14 protein-coding genes and 6 tRNA genes are annotated in these 22,044 nt (G+C 56.8%); 12 read left to right on the top strand and 8 right to left on the bottom strand.

All coding sequences use genetic code 11. The annotated features are described in order from the left end of the window. Positions 1–122 precede the first annotated feature (122 nt). The 3 genes from rlmH to C4N24_RS04655 form a co-directional block, all read right to left on the bottom strand. Positions 123–608, bottom strand: a complete 486-nt coding sequence (gene rlmH, locus C4N24_RS04665) for a 23S rRNA (pseudouridine(1915)-N(3))-methyltransferase RlmH (RefSeq protein ID WP_112090496.1) — start codon at positions 606–608, stop codon at positions 123–125. Positions 609–873: 265 nt separating this feature from the next. After that, positions 874–3,123 carry a DNA gyrase subunit A gene (locus tag C4N24_RS04660; protein WP_112090495.1) on the bottom strand — a complete coding sequence of 750 codons (2,250 nt, stop codon included), beginning with the start codon at positions 3,121–3,123 and terminating at the stop codon, positions 874–876. Between the two features lie 200 nt (positions 3,124–3,323). After that, a complete protein-coding gene (locus tag C4N24_RS04655) occupies positions 3,324–5,315 on the bottom strand; it encodes a DNA gyrase/topoisomerase IV subunit B (protein WP_112090494.1) in 1,992 nt (663 codons plus the stop codon). A 335-nt stretch (positions 5,316–5,650) separates the two neighbouring features. Between C4N24_RS04655 and C4N24_RS04650 the strand changes: the two genes are divergently transcribed. From C4N24_RS04650 to C4N24_RS04630, 5 genes are all read left to right on the top strand, one after another. After that, a tRNA-Phe gene (locus tag C4N24_RS04650) sits at positions 5,651–5,726 on the top strand. 31 nt (positions 5,727–5,757) lie between these two features. Then, positions 5,758–5,833 (top strand) — tRNA-Gly (locus C4N24_RS04645). Positions 5,834–5,862: 29 nt separating this feature from the next. After that, a tRNA-Asp gene (locus tag C4N24_RS04640) sits at positions 5,863–5,936 on the top strand. A gap of 161 nt (positions 5,937–6,097) precedes the next feature. Next, positions 6,098–6,173 (top strand) — tRNA-Gly (locus C4N24_RS04635). 28 nt (positions 6,174–6,201) lie between these two features. Then, a tRNA-Cys gene (locus tag C4N24_RS04630) sits at positions 6,202–6,276 on the top strand. Positions 6,277–6,559: 283 nt separating this feature from the next. Here the strand turns inward: C4N24_RS04630 and C4N24_RS04625 are convergent. Next, positions 6,560–7,042, bottom strand: a complete 483-nt coding sequence (locus tag C4N24_RS04625; RefSeq protein ID WP_112090493.1) for a GNAT family N-acetyltransferase — start codon at positions 7,040–7,042, stop codon at positions 6,560–6,562. Between the two features lie 126 nt (positions 7,043–7,168). Between C4N24_RS04625 and recG the strand changes: the two genes are divergently transcribed. Beyond that, positions 7,169–9,229, top strand: coding sequence for an ATP-dependent DNA helicase RecG (gene recG, locus C4N24_RS04620; protein WP_112090492.1), 2,061 nt, complete (start codon positions 7,169–7,171; stop codon positions 9,227–9,229). Positions 9,230–9,272: 43 nt separating this feature from the next. On the opposite strand, the gene C4N24_RS04615 is transcribed toward recG, so the two are convergent. Genes C4N24_RS04615 through C4N24_RS04605 form a run of 3 tightly spaced genes read right to left on the bottom strand, consistent with a single transcriptional unit; the run spans position 9,273 to position 12,136 of the window. After that, entirely contained in the window at positions 9,273–10,385 is a 1,113-nt protein-coding gene (locus tag C4N24_RS04615) for an acyltransferase (protein WP_112090491.1), read from the bottom strand. Positions 10,386–10,400: 15 nt separating this feature from the next. Further along, positions 10,401–11,435 (bottom strand): glycosyltransferase, encoded by a 1,035-nt coding sequence (locus tag C4N24_RS04610; RefSeq protein WP_112090490.1) that lies wholly within the window; start codon positions 11,433–11,435, stop codon positions 10,401–10,403. Between the two features lie 11 nt (positions 11,436–11,446). Continuing rightward, on the bottom strand, positions 11,447–12,136 hold the full coding sequence (locus C4N24_RS04605; protein WP_112090489.1) for a metallophosphoesterase: 690 nt from the start codon (positions 12,134–12,136) through the stop codon (positions 11,447–11,449). Positions 12,137–12,316: 180 nt separating this feature from the next. On the opposite strand from C4N24_RS04605, the gene C4N24_RS04600 reads away from it, so the two are divergent. Then, positions 12,317–13,660, top strand: coding sequence for a D-alanyl-D-alanine carboxypeptidase family protein (locus C4N24_RS04600; RefSeq protein ID WP_112090488.1), 1,344 nt, complete (start codon positions 12,317–12,319; stop codon positions 13,658–13,660). Between the two features lie 47 nt (positions 13,661–13,707). On the opposite strand, the gene C4N24_RS04595 is transcribed toward C4N24_RS04600, so the two are convergent. Next, a tRNA-Gln gene (locus C4N24_RS04595) sits at positions 13,708–13,781 on the bottom strand. A gap of 408 nt (positions 13,782–14,189) precedes the next feature. On the opposite strand from C4N24_RS04595, the gene C4N24_RS15755 reads away from it, so the two are divergent. From C4N24_RS15755 to C4N24_RS04570, 5 genes are all read left to right on the top strand, one after another. Next, positions 14,190–14,648 carry an InlB B-repeat-containing protein gene (locus C4N24_RS15755; RefSeq protein WP_112090487.1) on the top strand — a complete coding sequence of 153 codons (459 nt, stop codon included), beginning with the start codon at positions 14,190–14,192 and terminating at the stop codon, positions 14,646–14,648. Between the two features lie 47 nt (positions 14,649–14,695). Continuing rightward, positions 14,696–14,929, top strand: a complete 234-nt coding sequence (locus tag C4N24_RS04585) for a hypothetical protein (protein ID WP_242983179.1) — start codon at positions 14,696–14,698, stop codon at positions 14,927–14,929. Positions 14,930–15,353: 424 nt separating this feature from the next. Further along, positions 15,354–15,839: a hypothetical protein gene (locus tag C4N24_RS04580; RefSeq protein ID WP_112090486.1), complete on the top strand. Its 486-nt coding sequence runs from the start codon at positions 15,354–15,356 to the stop codon at positions 15,837–15,839. Next, positions 15,836–16,426, top strand: coding sequence for a signal peptidase I (gene lepB, locus C4N24_RS04575; protein WP_112090485.1), 591 nt, complete (start codon positions 15,836–15,838; stop codon positions 16,424–16,426). The genes C4N24_RS04580 and lepB overlap by 4 nt, the downstream gene beginning before the upstream one ends. Positions 16,427–16,450: 24 nt before the next feature. Then, complete coding sequence (locus C4N24_RS04570) at positions 16,451–22,033, top strand: SpaA isopeptide-forming pilin-related protein (RefSeq protein ID WP_112090484.1); 5,583 nt, start codon at positions 16,451–16,453, stop codon at positions 22,031–22,033. Positions 22,034–22,044 lie beyond the last annotated feature (11 nt).

The following is a 22,044-nucleotide window of genomic DNA, read 5'->3' as shown; positions in this document are numbered from 1 at the left end:
CAGTATAATAAAAACTGTTCCAAAAGAAAAGAAGAAAATTACTTTTCCGGCAGATTCTACACTTTTCCGCAAAAAGGGCTCCCGGAGCGCCTGCGAACGCTCCGGGAGCCGAAAAAGCCATTTTACTTGTGGTACTTCATGCCCGCATTGATGGTGCAGGCGCGGTAGATCTGCTCCGTGAGCACCAGTCGCGCCAGCTGATGGGGCATGGTGATGCGCCCCATGCTGAACTTGAGGGCAGCGGCCTTTTTCACCTCTTCGGACAGGCCATGGGACGAGCCGATAACAAAGGCCACGTCCCCTGCCCCGCTGCCGGCACGCTGTGCCAGAAACTGCGCCAGCTCGTCGGAGGAGATCTGTTTGCCCTCGATGCACATGGCTACAATGGCAGCCCCCTTGCGCACATTGGAAAGGATGGCTTTTCCCTCCTTATCCAACGCCTTTTTTACCACCGCGTCCGAGGCGTTTTTCTCCTCGATCTTTTCCTCCGGCAGTTCAATGATGCGAAAGGCGGCAAAAGCCGCCAGACGCTTCTGGTACTCTGCCACGCCCTCGGCAAAATATTTGGCGTTCAGCTTGCCCACACAGATCAGGTCGATATTTTGCATAACAGCTTCCTCTTTTCAGGCTTAAACGATTTAAACTTGTCTCCGCTTCGCTCTGACAATAACAGCGGAAAATTTTTTATAATTTGTAACTCCGAAACGACTGCGGTCGTTTCGGAGTTACTTTTTCATGGGAGAGGACTTTTCGGAAAGGCGGCGGGGAGTTTCCTGCGCAAATTCCGGCGAAGTGGGGCCCCGGTGCGCAGCACTGGGGCGGAACAGGGGGTTCCGGACTCATTTGCGAAGGAAAGCTCTCCGCCGCCTGCCATCACAGCAGGCTCATCTGCTCGCCCTCGTCCTCGGCGCGGATCAGCGCACCGGTGGCGGGCAGGCTGCGCACGCGGTAGCGGTGGGGATTTGCCAGCTCCAAGGTATCTGCCGGCACCACCGAGGCGATGGTCTGGTTCTTTTTCAGGGTGACCACTGCCACGCCCTGACTGTCGCGGGTGGTCTTGGCGGCGATTTGCGCCGTGCCCACCAGCAGCATCCGGCTGGCGCTGGTGCGGATGGCAAGTTCGGTCTCCTCCGGCAGGTAGAGCATCAAGGCAAGCGGTTCCTTATCGCTGTAAGCCTTCAGCAGCTTGCGGCGGTTCTGCTTGGTGGCGTAGGAGCTGAGGGGGATCTTTGCGCACTTACCGCTGGCAAAGAAGAACAGCATAAAACCGCTGTAATCGCCGGTAATGACCATGCTCAGCACGTTTTCGCCCTCGTCCATGCCCAGCCGTCCCGGGATGAAGATGCCCATCTGCGCTACCTTGCCGTCCTCCAATTCTGCCAGACGCACCTTGTACACCTGCTGCTTGTCGGTGAAGAACAGCGCTTCTACGTTGTTTCGGGTCTCCAGCTGCTGGATGATCTCGTCACCCTCCTTCAGCTTGTGCGCACCGGCGGTGCGCAGGCTCTGGGGCGGGATCTTTTTAAAGTAGCCCTCCCGGGTAAAGAACACGGTCACCGGGTAGTCCGGCACAGCTTCTTCCTCGGCGGCAGCGTCCTCCTCGGGCAGGTCGTACAAGATCTCACTGCAGCGGGGCTTGCCGTATTTTTTCGCTACATCGTTCAGTTCATTGATGATGATGCGGCGGATGCGGGCAGGTTTTGCCAGCACATCGTTCAGGTCGGCAATATCCTTTTCCAGCTGCTCGATCTCACCGGTGCGCTTGAGGATGTATTCCCGGTTCAAATGGCGCAGTTTGATTTCTGCCACATAGTCTGCCTGCACTTCATCAATGCCAAAGCCGATCATCAGGTTGGGCACCACCTCGGTCTCCTCCTCGGTAGTGCGGATGATGCGGATGGCCTTGTCGATATCCAGCAAAATGGCGGCAAGACCCTGCAGCAGGTGCAGCCGCTTTTCCTTGCCGTGCAGATCATAGTAGGTGCGGCGGCGCACGCACTCAACGCGGAAGGCCGTCCACTCCTTCAAAATCTCCCGCACGCCCATGACCCGGGGCTGACCGGACACCAGAATGTTGAAGTTGCAGCTGAAGCTGTCCTCCAGCGGGGTGGCCTTGAACAGCTTTGCCATCAGCTTGTCGGCATCCACGCCGCGCTTGAGATCCAGCGTCAGCTTCAGGCCGTTCAGGTCGGTCTCATCGCGCATATCGCTGATCTCCTTGACCTTGCCGGTCTTGACCAGCTCTGCGATCTTGTCCATGATGGCTTCCACCGTGGTGGTGGGCGGGATCTGGGTGACCTCGATCATATTTTCGCCCGGCACTGCATTGTAGCGGGCGCGCACCTTTACGCTGCCGCGGCCGTTCTCGTAAATTTCACGCATCTGCGCTTCATCATACAAAATCTGGCCGCCGCCCACAAAGTCCGGGGCGGGCATGGTGGTGCCGATATCGTGGTGCTCGTCCTTCATCAGCGCCACGGTGGTGGCGCACAGCTCTGCCAGATTGAAGGAACAGATATTGCAGGCCATGCCCACCGCGATGCCCAGCGTATTGTTTGCCAGAATGGTGGGGAAAGTGACCGGCAGCAGGGTGGGTTCGGTGGTGGTGCTGTCGTAGTTGGGCACAAAGTCCACGGTTTCTTTGTCGATATCCCGGAACAGCTCCTCGCACACGCCTTCCAGCTTTGCTTCGGTGTAACGGGCAGCAGCGCAGGACATATCGCGGCTGTACGCCTTGCCAAAGTTGCCCTTGCTGTCCACAAAGGGCACCAGCAGGCTCTCGTTGCCGCGGCCCATGCGCACCATAGTGTCGTAGATGGCGGCATCGCCGTGGGGGTTCAGGTGCATGGTGCTGCCCACGATGTTGGCGGACTTTGTGCGTGCGCCCTTGAGCAGACCCATCTCGTACATGGTGTACAGCAGCTTGCGGTGCGCCGGCTTGAAGCCGTCGATCTCCGGCAGCGCGCGGCTGACGATGACGCTCATGGCATAGGGCATATAGTTGGTTTCCAGCGTGCGGGTAATGGGATCTTCCAGCACACTGCCTGCATTTAAAATTTCAACGCCGTCGCCCAGCTGCGGGCGCACCGGCTTTAAGGTTTTCTTGGTCGATTTTTTTGCCATTACAGTTCCTCTTGTTTATTACGCCTGTTCTTTTTCGGCAAACAAGCTCGCCCTCTCAGCCTCGCTTTGCTCGGCAGCTCCCCCAAAGGGGGAGCCCTTGGCAGTCCACGCAAAGTTCATCTTTTTGCCAAGGCCTCTCCCTTTGGGAGAGGTGGATGCGAACAAAGTGAGCAGACGGAGAGGGCGAGGCCGTCGATCTCTCAGCTCACGTCCAGATCATCCAGATACTCTGCGCCGTGCTGAGCGATATGCTCCTTGCGGCCTGCCAGATTGTCGCCCAGCAGGATATCGAACACCTGCGCGGTCTGCATCACATCGGTGGGCATTACTTTGATAAGACGGCGGCTTTCCGGGTTCATGGTGGTCAGCCACATCATCTCGGGGTCGTTCTCGCCCAAGCCTTTGGAGCGCTGGATGGTGTATTTTTTGTCCCCGATCTTTTCCAGAAAAGCGGCCTTTTCCGGCTCGGTATAAGCAAAATAAGTGCGGTCCTTCGTGGTGATCTCGTACAAAGGCGACTCCGCGATATACACATAGCCCTTATTGATCAGGGTGGGGGTAAGGCGGTAGAGCATGGTCAGCACAAGGGTGCGGATCTGGTAGCCGTCCACATCGGCATCGGTACAGATGACGATCTTGTTGAACCGCAGGTTTTCGAGGTTAAAGGTAGCCAGTTCCTTGTTGTGCTTGCCGCCCAGCTCCACGCCGCAGCCCATCACCTTGATCAGGTCTACGATGACGTCCGACTTGAAGATGCGGGCATAATCCGCCTTCAGGCAGTTCAAAATCTTGCCGCGGATAGGCATGATGGCCTGATATTCACTGTCCCGGCTGGACTTGACCGCGCCCATAGCCGAGTCGCCCTCCACGATATACAGCTCGCGGCGGGCGGCGTCCCGGGTGCGGCAGTCCACAAACTTCTGCACGCGGTTGGCTAAGTCGATTTGCGTAGAGAGCGTCTTTTTGATGCTCTGACGCGTTTTTTCCGCGTGCTCGCGGCTCTGCTTGTTCACCAGCACCTGCTGGCAGATCTTCTGGGCTTCCTCCGGCTTTTCCAGAAAATACACTTCCAGATAATGCTTGAGGAAGTCGGTCATGGCCTGCGAGACAAATTTATTGGTGATGGCCTTTTTTGTCTGGTTCTCGTAGCTGGTGCGGGTGGAAAAGCTGGAGGATACATACACCAGACAGTCCTGCACGTCCTGAAAGCTGATGGCGCTCTCGCCCTTTTTGTACAGATTCTTTTCCTTCAGGTACTTGTTGATCTGGTAGACAAAGGCGGTGCGCACCGCGTGTTCCGGGCTGCCGCCGTGCTCCAGCCACGAGGAGTTGTGGTAGTATTCCAGCAGCTGTACCTTATTAGAGAAGCAAAAAGCCGCACCCATGCGCACCTTGTAGTCCGGCTGATCCTCGCGGTCGCGGCCCACGGCCTCGCTCTCGCAGCTGAACACCGGGGTCAGGGTGTCCTCCCCTGCTACTTCTGCCACATAGTCCGCAATGCCGTTCTGGTAGCACCAGCTCTCGTGCCACGGCTTGCCGGTGGCGGGGTCTTTTTCCTTTTCATCGGTAAAGTTGAGGGTAAGCCCGGCGTTGACCACAGCCTGACGGCGCAGCACATCCTTATAGTAGCTGCCGGGCACATCGATATCGGTAAACACCTCATCGTCCGGCTTCCAGTGGATGATACTGCCGGTGCGGCGTCCCTTGTAGGGCTCCTTTTGCAGGCCGCCTACGTTCTCGCCCTTTTTAAAGTCCAGATGGTAGTGGTAACTGTCGCGGTAGATGTCGGCTGTCATCCACGCCGATGCATACTGGGTAGCGCACAGACCCAGACCGTTCAGGCCAAGGCTGAACTCGTAGTTATCCTCGCCCTCGCCGTACTTGCCGCCCGCGTACATCTCGCAGAACAGCAGCTCCCAGTTGAAGCGACCTTCGCCGTTGTTCCAGTCCACGGGCATACCGCGGCCAAAATCCTCCACGATGACGCTGCCGTCCTTGCAGCGGGTCACGTTGATGGTATCGCCGTGGCCGTCGCGGGCTTCATCAATGGAGTTGGACACGATCTCAAAGATCGAGTGGGCACAGCCCTCCACGCCGTCCGAGCCAAAGATGACCGCCGGGCGCTTGCGCACACGGTCGGCACCCTTTAACGAGGTAATGCTCTCGTTGCCATATTCCTGTTTTTTTGCCATGCTGCTCCTCCCGTCCCGCCGCAGCTGTGCTGGGCAGGCCGTTCTGTAATCAAAGCAAGCGCCTGCCCTTGCTATTATATAAGAAATATAATAGCATCTCTGCGGACATAAGCGCCTGTGTTCTTTTCTTTTATTAAACCATAGGTTGTAAAACTTGTCAAATGTTCTTTCTATCTTTCCCGCGCAGCGCTCCGGTACGAAAACCGCGAAAAAAGTCGTTCTTATTTTGTGCGCAGGGACGCTGGAAAACAAAAACTTTTCAATTTTTTCAAAAAAGTTTGCATTTACCCCTTTACAAAATCGAAATTTCAGGTATAATAATCATCGTCCGGTGCGCCTCTGTAGCTCAGTCGGTAGAGCAGGGGACTGAAAATCCCCGTGTCATTGGTTCGATTCCGATCGGAGGCACCAGCAAAGGAAACCCATTCGGGTTTCCCAATATGCGGCCGTAGCTCATCTGGTAGAGCGCCACCTTGCCAAGGTGGAGGTAGCGAGTTCGAGCCTCGTCGGCCGCTCCATTAAGGAGCAGCAACAGTTGCTCCGGTATGGCCCGGTAGCTCAGTTGGTTAGAGCACCAGCCTGTCACGCTGGGGGTCGTCGGTTCGAGCCCGATCCGGGTCGCTTCGTCGAAAGTCCTGCTGTTCATCGTGCAGTCTTGCAAGCAAGACTGCTGTGATGAACGCCAGACTTTCTCCTCTTCCCCACAAAACTTTGCTTCGCAAATTTTTGCGGGGACCCCGTTAAAAAGAACGGGAGGGTGCAGGGATAAATGCACCGAATATGCGGCCGTAGCTCATCTGGTAGAGCGCCACCTTGCCAAGGTGGAGGTAGCGAGTTCGAGCCTCGTCGGCCGCTCCATTGGAGTGGTATTCATCACTCCCTATATGGTGACGTGGCCAAGTGGTAAGGCAAGGGTCTGCAAAACCCTCATCCACCAGTTCAAATCTGGTCGTCACCTCCAAAAGATTCCCGGAAGCTTCGGCTTCCGGGATTTTTTGTTTTTCACTGTCCCCTGCCGGCGTCCTCGCCTTCTCAGTCAGCTGCGGTGACTGATTCCCCTTTTTGTCGCTACGCGACATCTTCCCCCGGCCGGGGGAAGTCTTTCCTCAAAGGGAGAGCCTCTGGCGAAACCGGTCACTTTGCGGTTAAACCAAAAAGTCTGCCGCAGCACCCCCTCCCGTGAAAATGCAATGCCGGAGCGTCCGCAGACGCTCCGGCATTGCTATAATAAAAGTAACGCTACCTCAGAACCGCAGCCGCATCTGATACCACACCACCCCGCCGTGGGTGGAAGCGGAAACACCCTCGTTCACAAAGCCGAACTTTGCGTAATAGCGCAAAAGCTTCTCCTTGCAGGTCAGCACCAGCCCCTTGCGCCCCTGTGCGCGGGCATCTGCGATAGCTCTTTGCAGCAGCAGCCCGGCATAGCCACGGCGGCGGCAGCCCGGGAGGGTGTTCACCCCAAAGATCATCTGCCATGCGCCGTTTTCATCATGCAGGGCGGCGTCCGCGTACATCTCATCGGTCAGGTCGGGCGTGTCGGTGCAAAAGCCGTCCACAAAGGCCACCAGTTTCCCATGCTCAAACAACAGCCAGAAATGACTGGCATAGTGTGCCAGCCGTCCGGCAAATTCCTCGGCCGTGGCAGCCTCTGCTGCCGGAAAACAGGCTGCCTCCACGGCGGCAATAGCGTGCAGATCCTCTGTAGTTGCGTTGCGTATCTCCATGGTATCTCCCCCTTCTCTTTTTTCTATTCAGTGTACCACAGCTGCCGCGCAAAGGCAAAGTGTTTGCATCTGTTCTCCGTCCGTGTTACAATGGCTATACTACGCTTGGAAGGGAGTTGAAACGCCATGCCCACCGAAAACCGCACCACCTTAACGCCGGACACCCCGGTGCGCTACCTGAAAGGGGTGGGTCCCAAGACCGCAGAACGGTTCGAGAAGCTGGGCATCGTAACGCTGGCAGATCTGCTGTGCCACTACCCCCGGCGGTATATCGACTTTTCCAAGCCCTACTCCATCGCAGAAGCCCCCGCCGACACCGAATGTGTGGTGAAGGCCGAGGTATTCGCAAAGCCCGGCGGACGCATCCTGCCAGGCGGGCGGCGGATGGAGCGCATCACCGCCGGGGACGCTGTAGCCAGTCTGGAGATCACATGGTTCAATAACCCCTACGCCACCCAGAAATTGCAGCTGGGGCAGGAATACTATTTTCAGGGCATCGTCACCGGCGGAATGCTGCGCCGTCAGATGGTCAACCCGCAGGTGCGCACCGCCGAGCAGATACAAGCCGCGCCCTTTGAAGCCGTTTACCCCCAGACGGAGGGGCTTACCAGCAGCGCCATCTCCCGCTGCATCCGGCAGCTTTTGCCCCATGCAGAGCTGCTGCCAGATCCGCTGCCGCCGGAGATGCTGCAAAAATACCGTCTGCTCCCCAAGGCCGAAGCGGTGTGCGCCATCCACTGCCCTGCCACCGAGGAGCAGGCTGCAGCGGCGCGGCGGCGGCTCATTTACGAGGAATTGCTGGTGCTGCAATTGGGTATCGGGCGGATGCGCAGCCGTGGCGCTGCGGCCACCGGCGCACCCATGCGCCGCGCCGACCCAGCTCCTTTCTGGCAGAGTCTGCCCTTTGCCCCCACCGGGGCGCAGCGCCGCGCAGTGGAGGAAATTTTAAACGATATGGCGGGCGATACCGCCATGAACCGCCTGTTGCAGGGCGATGTGGGCAGCGGCAAAACGCTGGTAGCTGCTGCCGCCATCTGGGCGTGCATCCGGGCGGGGTATCAGGCTGCGCTGCTGGCCCCTACCGAAATTCTGGCCGCGCAGCACGCCGAGGGGCTCAACCGGCTGCTTGCCCCCTTCGGGATGCGGGTCGCCCTGCTGACCGGCGGCATGAAAGCCGCTGCCCGCCGCACCACGCTGGCCGCTATCCGCAGTGACGAAGCCGACCTTGTGGTGGGCACCCACGCCCTGATGAGCGAAGGGGTGGAGTTTGCCCGGCTGGGTCTGGCGGTCATTGACGAGCAGCACCGCTTTGGGGTGCGTCAGCGCGGCGCGCTGGCCGAAAAGGCCGCAAACCCGCACCTGCTGGTCATGAGCGCCACCCCCATCCCCCGCACGCTGGGGCTTTTGATCTACGGTGATTTGGACATCTCCATTCTGGACGAGCTGCCCCCCGGACGCACCCCGGTCAAGACCCGGTGCATCACCGGCAAGCGGCGGCAGGACTTGTACCGCTTTCTGGACAGCGAGATCGACAAAGGGCGGCAGGTGTATCTGGTCTGCCCCGCCATCGAGGATGTGCCGGACGGCGGGCTGAACGCCGTCAAGACCTACTACGAGGACATTGCCAAGGCGCTGCTGCCCGACCGCCGGGTGGGGCTGATGCACGGCAAGCTGAAACCCAAGGAAAAAGCCGCCGTCATGGAGGATTTCAAGGCCGGGCGGCTGGATGCATTGGTGTCCACCACCGTCATTGAGGTGGGCGTGGACGTGCCCAACGCCAGCGTGATGGTGATCGAAAACGCCGAGCGCTACGGTCTGAGTGCCCTGCACCAGCTGCGCGGCCGTGTAGGACGCGGTGCCGCCGAGAGCTGGTGCTTTCTTGTCAGCGACAACACCAGCGAAGCCGTGCAGAAGCGGCTGAAATTCCTCTGTTCCACCACCGATGGCTTTGCCGTGGCGCAGTACGACTTGGAGACCCGCGGCCCCGGCGACTTTTTCGGCAGCCGCCAGCACGGCCTGCCCACCTTACAGATCGCCGATTTGATGAACGACACCCGCACCCTGCACGCCGCCCAGAGCGAAGCCGCCGCCCTGCTGGCCGCCGACCCGCTGCTGGAAAGCCCTGCGCACGCTTTGCTGGCTGCGCAGGTGCAGCAGATGTTCGACAAGGCCGGGCCGATGAACTAAAAAAGCGCTGTCACACGAAAAACTCGTGCGACAGCGCTTTTCTTTACGTTTCCTTGCTCCCGACAATCCTTTGCAGGATGCGGGCGGTCAGCGCGTCCACCTTTTCCTCCAGTGCGGACAGACGCAGCAGGCGGTAGAGCCGCTGATACACGGCATCCACCGCGTAGCCCGCAGCGGCAACCAGCAGCACCGCACCGGTCAGGTAAGCCAGTGAGGGCAGCAGTGCCCCGCCGAACCGGGGCAGGTCGACCAGCTGCCACAGCAGCGCCCGGGTAAAATCGCTGTCGTGCAGCAGATACACCCCAAAGGACAGCGGTGCCAGCCGAAAGACCCAGCGCCGCCAGTAGTCTGAGCGGATACGGATATTCTGGAACAGCAGAAATATCGCTGCCGAAGCGATAACCGTAGCCAGTGCCTGATAGCCGTTGACGGTATTTACAAAGCCGTTTAGGTGCAGAGCGTTTTCCACCCGCAGTGCCAGCATCCGGTTGAAAAGCCCCGCCGCCGAAGCCGCCAGATACGCCACTAGGCACAGCCCGCTGGACACGGTCACCCGGTATTTGCGGAAATAGGCAGCCATAAAATACAAGGTATAGAACCAGATAAAGCTGTATCCGTTATTCACAAAGGTCGCATCCGTTGCCCAGTAGAACAGCGTGCCCCACACGCTTTGCAGCAACAGCGCCACCAGCAGCAGTGTTTTGTACTGCCGCCTGTCAAGGCTTTGCACCACCGCGTTCAGCACCGGCACCGAGAGGTACATCAGAAAATAAGCCGAGGCGAACCAGTAGCCGTTGGAGGTAAGAGGTAAAAGTGCCCGGAGCAGTGCAACAGCCGAAAGTGGGACCGCCCCCGCTTTCACCGCAACACAGAAAGTTAGCATGGAATAAAACCACACCTGTGCCCCAATGCGGAACAGCCGCCCGGCATGAACAGGCCCCTTGCGCTCCGACAGGTAATAGCCGGAAAGCATTACAAAACAGTTGGTGGATACACGCGCCAGAATAAACAGCAGCCAGTATATCCAGAATGCCGCTGTCCCCTGCGGTGCCGCACTGCCCAGCCCGCCGTGCCCGATGCCGTGCATCAGCACGATCATCACCATACTGAGGATACGCATCGTCTCAAAGCCGCTGTGCCGTTTCTGCTCTTCCATACCCCGTTTTCCCCCTTATCTCTCCCCTGTTTCCAGCTGCCGCAAGGCCTGCCGCACCTGCTGCTCCGGCCGCAGCCATGCTTGATAGTACGCCGCATTGTGCTGCGCCATAGCCAAGATCGCCGCCGGGTCTGTCAGCAGCTGCCGCAGCTGCGTCTCACACTCCGCCGGGGAGGTATACATTTTATAGTTTTTGCCTTCTTCAAAGCCGCCCGGCAGGGTGTACCGCAGCGGCTCGGTGACGATAGCGCGCCCCGCCGCCACATACTCGGCCAGCTTCCAGCCGGTAGAGCCGTGCAGTCCGGTAGAAGCTACACAAATTTCCGTGTGCTGCATCCGGTGCAGATACGCCCGCTTGCCGGTCAGCTTGTCCGGCACGATCAGCTCCGGGCACAGCTGCCGGGCACAGGCGTTGTCGGATACGCCGCCGGTGAACTGCTCCGGGAAGGCGCTTTGCAGCCGGTGCAGCAGCTCAATGCGGTCGGCGTTCACCTGCCGCCACTCTGCCTGCAGTTCCGGGTATTGCTGCACCGCCGGCTCCTCCGGGTCCCACAGACGGGTCAGAAAGAGGATGCGCGGCTTTTTGCGCACCCGGGTCAGGCAGGCTTCAAAGTCCTGCGGGTAGCAGCGGGTGGAAAGCGCCCACTGCTTCAGGCGGCTCTTTGCGCTGCGCTCCGCTTCCAGCGGCGAGCCCGGGCAGGTAACGTAGTAGTTCAGCCCCAATGGCCGCAGCTTTGCGGGAATACCGCCCGGGAACTGCCGGTTCTTCTCCGCCGAAAAGCTGCGTTTGAACACCACATCTGCCCGGCGGAACAGCGCCAGCACCGCCGCAGGGTCGTTGTAGAAGTAGCCGTCCATCAGGTCAAACACCACCGTGCGGCCGTCAATTTCCGTTTCCAGCAGCGCCTCCCGTGCAATGGGACTGCCCTGCCGCTCGTCCTGTACCCGCAAAGTCAGTTCCCCGCGCTTTGCCAGCAGGGTAAAGCCCGCCAGAATGCCGCTGACGTGCGCCGCACCCTCCCGGGTGGCAAGTTTTACCGCAACTTCCATACTCCCTCCTGTCAGCGGAACAGCCTGGTGCGCCGCTCGCCCATAGGGATGACATCACAGAACACACACCGGCTCTTGGTGGAAAGCTGCACATCCTTGTGGTAGCAGCCGAAAAACCATTTTTCGTAGGTCAGCTTGAGCAATATTTCGTCCAGAAACAGGTGCAGACGGTTGCTCGCGCCAAGGGCAAGGGCGGTAAAATCCAAAAATCTGCTTGGTGCATCGTGGGTCAGCACATAATCTACCTTGTAGTCTATTTTCTCTAAGTTGCGGCGGCAGGTGTCGTACTCCTCGTCACTGGGCATCTCCTGCTTCCACCAGTTCACGCCCGGCTCCCGGTCGTCCTTATCCTGACTTTCCGCGCCGCCGAAGCAGAGATAGGTCTTGCCCTCCAGCTCCAGCACGCTGCCCCGGCACACATGGTACACGTTGCCGCCAAGGCTCTGCACCCTGCCGCCGAACAGCTCGGTCTCCGGGTACTGTGCCAGCAGGTCGTAGTTTTCGTGGCTGCCGTCCAGAAACAGCACCGTGTAAGGGCGCTTGCGCAGCCAGTCCAGCCGCTTGCGCTCTGCGGCGCTGCCGTCCCATACAAAGCCAAAATCCCCCAGCACCACCACGGTGTCCTTTTTGCCCAGCCAGCGCAGTTTGCCCTGCTTGAAGCGCTGGATATCGCCGTGGGTGTCCCCTGTAAGATATACCATTCCTGCCCTCCCTGCCGGAGCGAAAGAACGGTGTAAAACACCGCAAGGCTCTTGTAACACCCCGGCAAACCTGTTATTATTATAGAACACAGCACTTTTGCTGCAAAATTGATCCTCCGGCGCGCTGCACCGCGCAGCCTTATTTAGTATATTTTATCGCTTTTTAAAGGAATTGTCCACATGAAACGTATTTTTGCACTGGTTCTCTCGCTTGTATTTCTGCTCAGCTGCCTTGTGCTGCCCGCCGGGGCCATGTTCGACCCCAGCCCGGTGTATCAGGTGCAGGCTGCAAGCGCCTACATCGTGAACACCGATACCAACATCATCGTCTACGATAAAGACAGCACGAAGCAGGTGTCTGCCGGCGGTCTGACCAAATATATGACCCTTGCCGTGCTGCTGACCAACTACGCCGACCAGCTGGACAACACCTTCCAGATGCCCTTTGCCATCTCGGACTATGTTTATAATACCAATAACGCAGATATGCGCTCCAACGAGACTTTCACCTACCGCGAAGCCATGTACGCCATGCTTACCCGCAACGCCAACGAGGCCGCCATGGGTGTGGCATACGCCCTTTCCGGCGGCGATCTGGACGGCTGGGTGGCGCAGATGAACACCTTATCCAAGCGCATCGGCACCACCGCCAGCAGCTGGACGGACGCCTGCGGCATCGACAGCGGCAACACTACCTGCGCGGTGGATATGTACCTGATTCTGCGCTACCTGATGAGCTTTGACGCCTTTGTAGAGGTGTCCGGTGCGCCCAGCTTTACCATGCCCGCCAAGGAGAAGCACCGCTCCTCCTCGGTGCTGGTCAGCCAGAATGCCGCACTGAGCAAAGCCAGCGGCGGCAGCTACTACCGCAGCGCCATGCAGGGCGGTATGTGCAATGTGACCGCCTTTAAAAATGATACCGGCACCCAGAGCTATGTTTCGTGGGGCAACAAGGACGGTGCCACCTATATCTTCTGCGTGATGGACAGCCCCGACAGCTGCGATACCCTTGGCTACGCCAACCGCCGCCCTGCCCTGTTCGAGACAGTCAAACTGATGGACTGGGTGTTCGACAGCTTTTCCATTCAGGCTGCGCTGGACACCGACCTGACCATTGCGGAGATCCCGGTAAAGTATTCTTCCGACACCGACACCTTGCAGCTGTACCCCAACGACAGCATGATGACCCTGCTGCCCTCCACCAGCGACGGCACCGTCACCCAGAAATACTTCCACCTGCCGGACTATATCTGCGCCCCCATCCAGCAGGGCGATGTGGTGGGCACGGTGGAGCTGAAGCTGGCGGGCGAGACCATCGGCGTGGTGGATCTGATCGCCGGGCAGGACGTAGCCCGCAACCCGCTGCTGTTCGGGGTGGACAAGGTGAAGGAGTTCTTCACCAGCCTGTACCTGAAGGTGGTGCTGGTGCTCAGCCTGATCGCCGCCCTGATCTACGGGCTGTGGCTGCTGTGTGCCAACTGGAACCGCCGCAAGCCCACTAAAAAGATCCACCGCCGCTATTGAACAGACGCAAAAATGCCCCGGCAGCCGCAAAGGCCGCCGGGGCATTCTGGTTGCGCCAGCAGGAGTCGAACCTACGATGGGGGAGTCAAAGTCCCCTGCCTTACCGCTTGGCGATGGCGCATCATGCAGCTAAGTATAGCATATTTTCTGCCGTTCCACAAGAGGGACGCTGCATTTTTGCAGCCTTTTCCCCGCAGTACCCAGAGCGTTTGCGGCGTTTTTTGTCATTTTTTGGGCTTTTAGACGCTGTTTTTATGCTTTCCATTTCCTGCCATGTTTTTACGAAAGACAAGTTTTAAAGGATGCAATTTTCAAAAAATGCGGTCTATCTGGGCATAAAATTCATCTTGCAAGGGTAAAAATCATTTTTTCATAATTTTTATTATTTTTTCAGCCAAAAGCTGTATTTTTTGTTGCGGTTCTGGTACACTGGATGTGATAAATATAGATTGAAGAAACTTCTCCGCTGTCCGGGCTGCGCCCGGGTGGGGCAGGGTCTCCATCTTTGTAAAGGAAAGCGAGGGATCTCATGAAAAAATTCCTGAAAACGCTGGTGGTCGGGATCTGCCTGTTCACCCTGCTGTGCTGTGCGCTGCCGGCTGCGTTTGCTGCCGGCAACACTTCAGGGAGCAAAAAGGAACAGAACGTGTACGCCATTGGTATGGATGCCCAAGGCGGCATCTGCTCTACTGTGGTAACCTACACGAACCTGTCCGGCAAACTGGAGAGCACGCCCGAGCAGCCTACCATGACGGGCTACACCTTTGACGGCTGGTACACCGAGCCGGTAGGCGGCAGCAAGGTGACCACTTCCACCGTGTTCACCTCCGACGCTACCATCTACGCGCACTGGATCGCCAAGGCCGGTGCTTCCACCGTGCCGCAGCCCGCCACCCAGCCCGCCGCGATTCAGTGGCAGAAGTATGTAGGGCCCGCACTGGTAGCCGGTGCCCTGCTTACCACCCTGCTGGTCTCCACCATGTTCTGAACAACGTTGTAAAACGCATTGATACCAATGAAGAAAGGGATCTTACCATGACTACTTCTACCATGAAACTGCCCGCCAGCTACGCCGTGATCGACGCCGAGGAGATGACCTATCTGGACGGCGGTGCAAGCAGCGCCTACCAGTCCTTCCTGGACGTTGGCAAGGTGTTCAACTACATCGCCCGCATCTTCTCCGGTACAAGCTCCATCATCAACAACGTCAACGTCATCTACCAGTCCTTTGTCTCGCTGAACAGCCTGCTGACCAGCTTTGGCAAGTAAAAGGCTGACCCCAAAGTCTGCATACGGGAGCCGCGCTTTTTTTCGAAAAAGTGCGGCTCCCGTTTTTTCGTGCGCGCAGCAGTTCAGTACAGTAGTGTACAAAACTTCACATCTCAAAATTATGAACAAACTTTTTAAGTTTTTGGGGTCTTTCAGTCGTTTTTGGGGAAAAATACACACAAAATATAAAAAAATGCGATATTTTTTCGGCGTTATCTCTTGATTTTGTGTCTGTTTTGTTATATTGTTGTTACATGGGATGTGGTAAAATAAGGTAGCTTGTAAAGGAGCGCTTCCGCACCCTTTACACCCCGCAAATCCTATGGCGGCAAGCGCATTTTAAGCCGTTTTCGTTAAGTATTTTCGTAGTTTACGAAAACCTTTTCGTTGGCTTGTACTTTATAGTTTGGGAGTTTGGACATACATGGCAGATCGTGAACTGCGGCGGATGCACCGCGCTGAACTGATAGAGATTATTTATGCATTGAAGCAGAGCGAGGATCAGCTCAAGGCGCAGAACGCCGCGCTTACCGCGCAGCTGCAGGACCGGCAGCTCCGGCTGGAAAAGGCCGGCTCCATCGCGCAGGCTGCGCTGGAGCTGAACAACGTGTTCGCCGCCGCGCAGGCCGCCGCCGATGACTATCTGCACTCGGTGCAGGCCAACCTTGCAGACACCGACGCCGCCGCTGCCAACACCCTTTCGCAGGCGCGCAGCGAGGCCAAACGCATTCTGGAGCAGGCACAGGCAGACGCCGACAGCCTGAAGGCGCAGACCCGGCAGGAATGCAGCGCCATGGTAGAGCAGGCCGAGCAGGAGGTGCAGCAGCGCTGGCAGACATTTGACCGCAAGGCCAACGCGCTGCTGGACCAGTACCGCAGCGCCGACAGCCAGCCTTCGGAGGAAACATGAAAAAACGCGATATCCGGTTTGCTTCCATCCCCTCCACCGAGGAAGTGGCCGCAGAACGTGAACGTCTTGCGTACCAGAACCGCTACCAGCGGGTGCTGCGCAGTACGGTCTATATATTGGTGGTGGTGGCCGCAGCGGCCGTGCTGCTGGCTACGCTGTTTTTACCGGTGCTTCAGGTCTCCGGCGACAGCATGAACCCTACATTAAAGGATAAGGACATTATTCTGCTGGTAAAATCCAACCACATTGAAAACGGTGAGTTATGCGGCTTTTACTGGCAGAACAAGCTTTTGCTCAAGCGCATCATCGGGCAGCCCGGTGATGTGATCGATATGGACGTGAACGGCGTGGTCTCGGTAAACGGCGAGGTGCTGGACGAGCCCTATGTGGACGCGCTGACCGTGGGCGAATGCGACATCCGGTTCCCCTATCAGGTGCCGGAAAACCGCTACTTCGTGCTGGGCGACCACCGCTCCACATCCATCGACAGCCGCAGCAGCGTGATAGGCTGCGTGGAAAAAAGTCAGATCATTGGCAGGGTGTTTTTAAGGGTATGGCCCCTGTCCAGTTTCTCGTTGATCCATTGAGCCCGGGAGGAGGTACTCTAAGTTATGAACGACATCCTTAAAACCTACAAGGAGCAGTTCCGCGAAAACCGGCACACGCTGCGGCGCTACACCGCATTTGTGCTGGCGCTTGCCATGATCACCACCCTGTTCGTCAACTGGCAGCTGCACGGCGTTGGCATCTCTATGACCGCGCAGTACCAGTGCGGCGAGGTGGAGCACGCCCACACGGCGGATTGCTACGACAAGGTGCTGATCTGCGGCTACACGGAAGGCCAGCTTGAAAATGCGGACGAAGTTGCCGCTGCCGAAGCTGCCGCCGCCAGTGCTGCCCAGAGCAGCGCCGAGGAAGAGATCATGCCGCTGGAGCTGGAGCCGCAGATCGAGTTTGTGCCCCACGAGCACACCGATGACTGCTATACCGAAGTGCAGACCCTGACCTGCATGGAGGAAGAGCACGTCCACGATGATGACTGCTACGACCCCGAGGACGGCACCCTGATCTGTGAAAAATTTGAGCATACCCACGATGAAAGCTGCTACACCACCGAGTACGAGCTGACCTGCGGCCTGGAAGAGGGCGAGCTTGTGGAGCAGGTGGTAGAGCCCACCCAGAGCGCCGAGCTGGTGGCCATGGCGGTGGCAGAGCCTGTGGCGCTGGAGCCGGTGGTGGACACTGTGGAGCCCATCTACCACCACCATACCGACGCCTGCTACGAGGAAGTGCTGGTGTGCCCCCTGCCGGAGCATCACCACACCGTAAGCTGCCTGAGCGATACCTCTGCCGACCTTGAGACCCCCGAGGAGTGGCAGGCCGCCAACGCCGATGCCGTGATCACCGGCGAGTGGAACGAGGATCTGCTCAGCGTGGCAAAGACCCAGTTGGGCTACGAGCAGAGCGAGAAAAACTTCGAGATCGACCCGGCGGACGGCGTGACCCTGCGCTACTACTCCCGCTACGGTCAGTCCTATGGCAATGCCTACGGCGAGTGGGACGTGATGTTCCTTGCCTACTGCCTGAAGTACGCCGAGATTCCCCAAAGCGCCATCCCGCAGGAGGCCAGCGTGCTTGCCCTGCGCAGCTCCATGAGCGGCATGGACTGGCTGCTGGAAGAGGACGGCAGCGCCGCCCAGCCCGGCGACATCGTTATTTATAATAAGTACGTCACCCGCACCGTGGCTGTGGACAGCAGCGCCGACAGTGCAGAGCCGGATCTGGACGACCTGTTCAGCGTGGATACAGAGTTTGAAAACAGCGCAGAGCTTGAGGACTCCGGCGTTTCTGCGCTGGATGCAGCCCCCAGTGCTGACGACAGCACCGGCGCACAGGATACCGCAGCCACCTCCGGCACGCAGGACACTGTGCTTACCCCCGAGCCCGTTGACCCGCAGCCGGAGCAGCCCGCCGAAAAGCCGGTGGACAGCGCTGACACCGCTGCACCCAGCACCGTGACCTCTGTGTCCGGCGCGGACACCCTTGCCCCCAGCGTGGTATCCCCCGCTGCTGAGCCGCAGACCACCACCGTGACCGACGCTTTGCCCGTGGAGACCGTGGGCATCGTGAGCAGTGTTGACAAGGATGCCGACACGCTGACCGTTATTTCCGGCGACGTGGACGGCAAGGTGGCTGAGGTAACACTGTTCAACACCGAGGTCGTGGGTGTGGTGGATGTTGCCGCTGCTCAGTACGCCGACACATACGGCGGCCAGCTGCCCACCATCTCCACCAGCCGCCCGAACCGTGCGCCCGCATTGGCGGCGGGAGCATCGGCTGATCTGAGTGATGACTGGATCACCAAAATCATTGCTACCGTCGATGGCACTTCGCATACAGTAAAAGATAAAGATGATTCCACTGCTTTCCCCGACCTTACGGTCAAGAATGGCGGAAGTGTTAATCTTACCTATCACTTCACGATTCCTCATGATAGCAGCCTGCCTACGGGCACTACAACGCTGACTTACCAGCTGCCGGCCGGCTTTAAACTGGATACTGCTATTACTAATGTTGAAATGCAGGATAACTCCTTTAATAAAATCGGCACGATAACAGTTGATACGGACGGCAAGGTCACCCTTACCTTTGATAAAACTCTGGACCGCAAGCAGACCACCGGTCACTTCTATGTTGACTGCAAGGTCGACAAGAATACTGCCACCAGCCAAGAGGAAATCACTTTCCCCGGCACTGGCACTACTATCAAGTTCCAGAAAGAAACCGACCTTACTGTGGGAAAAACGGGTGTGCATAGTGGCCGGACGGAGGACGGCAAATACAAAATGCACTACACCGTCACAGCCAGTTCTGATAATGGCAGCGGCAAACCCATTGTGCTGAGTGACTATCTGAATCTGGGCAGTTCCTTTAAGAATGCAAGCTATGAAAAAAATACTGTCACAGTCAAAAAAGTAACACAAACCGGAGAACAACCGCTAACCAAAGATACGGATTTCATCGTTCAGGACGACACCAGCAGCGGTTTAGGCAGCGATGGCGTTGCTGATGGAAACCCGGGCATCAAGATCACTGCTACAGACGGTGTTTCTGGTCTGCCCGAACTGGGCAAGAATGAGAGCTATGTCCTTGAATACGATGTAGTTGTAGATCATGACGGCTTGAATGCTGAAAACCTGTCCAACCGCGCCTATGCCAATGGCGAAAAGGGTAACTGCGATATCTATTTCCAAAATGAGCTGAACAAGAACGGCCGTTATGACCCTGATACGGGCGAGATTACATGGGAAATCAAAATCAAACCCAACGGTGCGTCCATATACAACTTTGTGCTCAAGGATACCCTGCCTACCGGCCACACGATGACCGGTTACTTCAAGGTTTCCGGCGGCTCCTCTGGTACGATCTTGGAAGAAACCAATAAATTTAAGGACGCTACCGAATTCACCTATAAGTTCGATGACGCAAAGTTCAATACCAGTAATCCCGATTATGAGTATACCGTCACCTACAAGACCAAAGCTCCGGCAGACTTCACGATCGGCAACAGCGTTACCAATAGCGCTTCTTTGGAGCTGGATGGTCACAAAAAGTGGGAGACTTCCGGCGAAGCTACCTACGATGACCGTGATCAGATCCATGAGAAGAAAGCGCTGGACGATACCACCCTCAAAAAAGACGATGCCGTCAATAATGTCTTCAAGATGCATTGGAGTCTGAAGGTCACTCCACCCATTGTTTGGGGCGAAAAAGACGGTGTGCGGGATAACCGCCTTGAGATCAAGGACTACATCGATGATCCTTGGGTTTCTTCTGGCAAGAATGAAAGCAACGATCACTATGCTATCCTGAAAGACCTGCAGGCAGAGATCATAGATAGCCTTGTTGTTACGCTTCAAAGTGGTAAAGAAATCCAGTATAAAGATCTCGCAAGCAATGGTCTGCGGCTTGAGGTACGGTACTATACCGGCAGAAACGTTGACACAAATACCAAGCTCGGTCATACGTTAAGAACCGATAACTCCAGCACTGAAACTGTTCCGGCTGAGTACGCAGATAAGAAGATCAAGTCCTTCAAATTGGTGTTCCATAAGGTGAGCTTTGACAACAGGGATCCGGTAGAATCTGTTGAAATCAGAAAGTACACCACACTGGGCGATGCCAGCGGACTTGGCGCAGGACAGACCATCTACTTCAAGAACGAATCCAAACGCAGTTCCGATCAGTACGAGTACACCATCCCGGGCAACTCTACCAAAGAACTGATCAAGATGTCCTCTGGTACTGAGCCTGCCCGCAACGGAGCCGGTGACTTTAAGACCGGCAGCACTACCGTCTACTCGGGCAACGGCGCAGATGGCGAGACCTATATCTACTACCAGCTCAAACTGGTCACGCATAACACCGCCGTCAGCTTCCCCATTAGCGTTACCGATAAGCTGCCCGACTACGTGACCTATGTTCCCGATTCGGCTTATCTGGTAGCTGCACGCGGCACTGACAGTCAAATTTATGAACACCACACTTCAGCTCAGTTCCAATTCCCTGCGGGTGAAGGAGGATATCAACCCAGCGTTGATCTGAGCAGCAGCGATCTTTTCGAATGCACCTTGGATGATACAACAAATACGCTTACTTTTAAATTAAAAGACAGGCTTCAATATCTCCACTATCCAAGCGCAAGTGAAATCAACGCTTTCTACATCCGCTATGCGGTCAAGGTGGATAAGAGCAACTGGATACCGAGCCTTACTACCCAGCACAAGGTGTTCTCCAACTTCGCAAAGTGGGAGGGCGTAGGCGATTCCAAAACTGATACTACAGTGGAATACAACACTGCCCTGCTGAAAAAGAGTGCTGATTACAACAAGAGTGGCAATAAGGTCAACTACTCCATTATTATCAACCCCGACAAGCTGAAGCTTGGCGATGCCGAAATGATCAAACTGACCGACACAATGGTCATCAATGGTGCTTCTACAGATAGCGCAGCGCTGGTTGAATCTACGGTCAAGCTGTATTCTTATAATGCAGCCACCGGCCAAAAGGGTACAGAGCTTCCCTCCGATTCCTATCGGGTGGACTATGCAGAAACCAGCAGCAATCCGCACACCTACACTCTTACCGTTGAAGTGCCGAACGGCTTTGCGTATGTGCTGGAATACCAGTATGCAAATACCAGCAATACCGATTATTCCATGGAAAATAAGGCTCAGCTTTCCTCCTACGTCACCAAAACTATTACAACTCAGGTTCAGCATAATAGTGCAGGCGGCAGTGCTCACACAGACAGTCTGACCATCCACAAGGTGGATAGTCAGAACTCCGTCAAAGCCTTGCCCGGCGCAGAGTTCAAGCTGTGTTGGTTTGATCCTTCTGATGGCCAGTATAAGGACATTCAGACCGAAACGACCGATGATCATGGCAATATCGAACTGACCTTCTCTGAAGCTCCCGGTTTAAAACCCGGCACTGATTCGAACGGTAAGATCATCCGTCCTTACAATTATCTCTACAAGCTGGTGGAAACCAAGGCGCCCGATGGCTACGCACTGGACGAAACGCCCTACTACTTCATCTGGACAACGGATTCGGCCAGTGCCGCAACCGCATACAGTAATGCAGTAGGCGACAAAGCCAGCATGATTGGTGTTGACACAAACAAGATCAACTACTATTACCACAACGAAAGCATTACCCTGCGTGTAAAGAACACAAGCAATCGCCTTACCATCCAGAAGCTGTGGTACGACAAGGACGGCAACGCCATTGACGAAACCACCAAGCTGCCAGATCACATTACAGTGGAGCTTTACAGGCGTACCGACACGAACAGTGTAGGCGAGTATGTAGACACCTACACGCTTAACGCTGGTAATGGCTGGAAGTGCTCCTACGATGTTCCTCTTGCATACCTTGAATGCTACTTCTATGTGAAGGAGACCTCCACCGGCGCGAACTATGATGTGATCTACACCAACAACAATGTAAAGGGCACCGGCACCATCCTTGTGACCAACAAGGAAAAGGAAAACGCCGACTACGAACTCCCCTCTACCGGCGGGTCCGGTACACTCCCGTACACAGCCGTGGGCGGCACAATGATGCTGTCTGCGCTGGCATATAGCTTTATCCACCGCAAGCGCAGACGCGAAGGGAGGGCAGATGACTAAACTGCACTTCC

It is taken from the genome of Faecalibacterium prausnitzii, assembly GCF_003287405.1.
GTDB lineage: Bacteria > Bacillota > Clostridia > Oscillospirales > Ruminococcaceae > Faecalibacterium > Faecalibacterium intestinale.
Note: the sequence above shows the minus strand (reverse complement) of the source record. Positions and strands in the feature narration are given on the sequence as shown.

What these genes read in the sequence shown, in the direction of transcription:
- rlmH (WP_112090496.1), bottom strand. Translation starts at nt 608, where the DNA reads ATGCAAAATATCGACCTGATCTGTGTGGGCAAGCTGAACGCCAAATAT.
- C4N24_RS04660 (WP_112090495.1), bottom strand. Translation starts at nt 3,123, where the DNA reads ATGGCAAAAAAATCGACCAAGAAAACCTTAAAGCCGGTGCGCCCGCAG.
- C4N24_RS04655 (WP_112090494.1), bottom strand. Translation starts at nt 5,315, where the DNA reads ATGGCAAAAAAACAGGAATATGGCAACGAGAGCATTACCTCGTTAAAG.
- C4N24_RS04625 (WP_112090493.1), bottom strand. Translation starts at nt 7,042, where the DNA reads ATGGAGATACGCAACGCAACTACAGAGGATCTGCACGCTATTGCCGCC.
- recG (WP_112090492.1), top strand. Translation starts at nt 7,169, where the DNA reads ATGCCCACCGAAAACCGCACCACCTTAACGCCGGACACCCCGGTGCGC.
- C4N24_RS04615 (WP_112090491.1), bottom strand. Translation starts at nt 10,385, where the DNA reads ATGGAAGAGCAGAAACGGCACAGCGGCTTTGAGACGATGCGTATCCTC.
- C4N24_RS04610 (WP_112090490.1), bottom strand. Translation starts at nt 11,435, where the DNA reads ATGGAAGTTGCGGTAAAACTTGCCACCCGGGAGGGTGCGGCGCACGTC.
- C4N24_RS04605 (WP_112090489.1), bottom strand. Translation starts at nt 12,136, where the DNA reads ATGGTATATCTTACAGGGGACACCCACGGCGATATCCAGCGCTTCAAG.
- C4N24_RS04600 (WP_112090488.1), top strand. Translation starts at nt 12,317, where the DNA reads ATGAAACGTATTTTTGCACTGGTTCTCTCGCTTGTATTTCTGCTCAGC.
- C4N24_RS15755 (WP_112090487.1), top strand. Translation starts at nt 14,190, where the DNA reads ATGAAAAAATTCCTGAAAACGCTGGTGGTCGGGATCTGCCTGTTCACC.
- C4N24_RS04585 (WP_242983179.1), top strand. Translation starts at nt 14,696, where the DNA reads ATGACTACTTCTACCATGAAACTGCCCGCCAGCTACGCCGTGATCGAC.
- C4N24_RS04580 (WP_112090486.1), top strand. Translation starts at nt 15,354, where the DNA reads ATGGCAGATCGTGAACTGCGGCGGATGCACCGCGCTGAACTGATAGAG.
- lepB (WP_112090485.1), top strand. Translation starts at nt 15,836, where the DNA reads ATGAAAAAACGCGATATCCGGTTTGCTTCCATCCCCTCCACCGAGGAA.
- C4N24_RS04570 (WP_112090484.1), top strand. Translation starts at nt 16,451, where the DNA reads ATGAACGACATCCTTAAAACCTACAAGGAGCAGTTCCGCGAAAACCGG.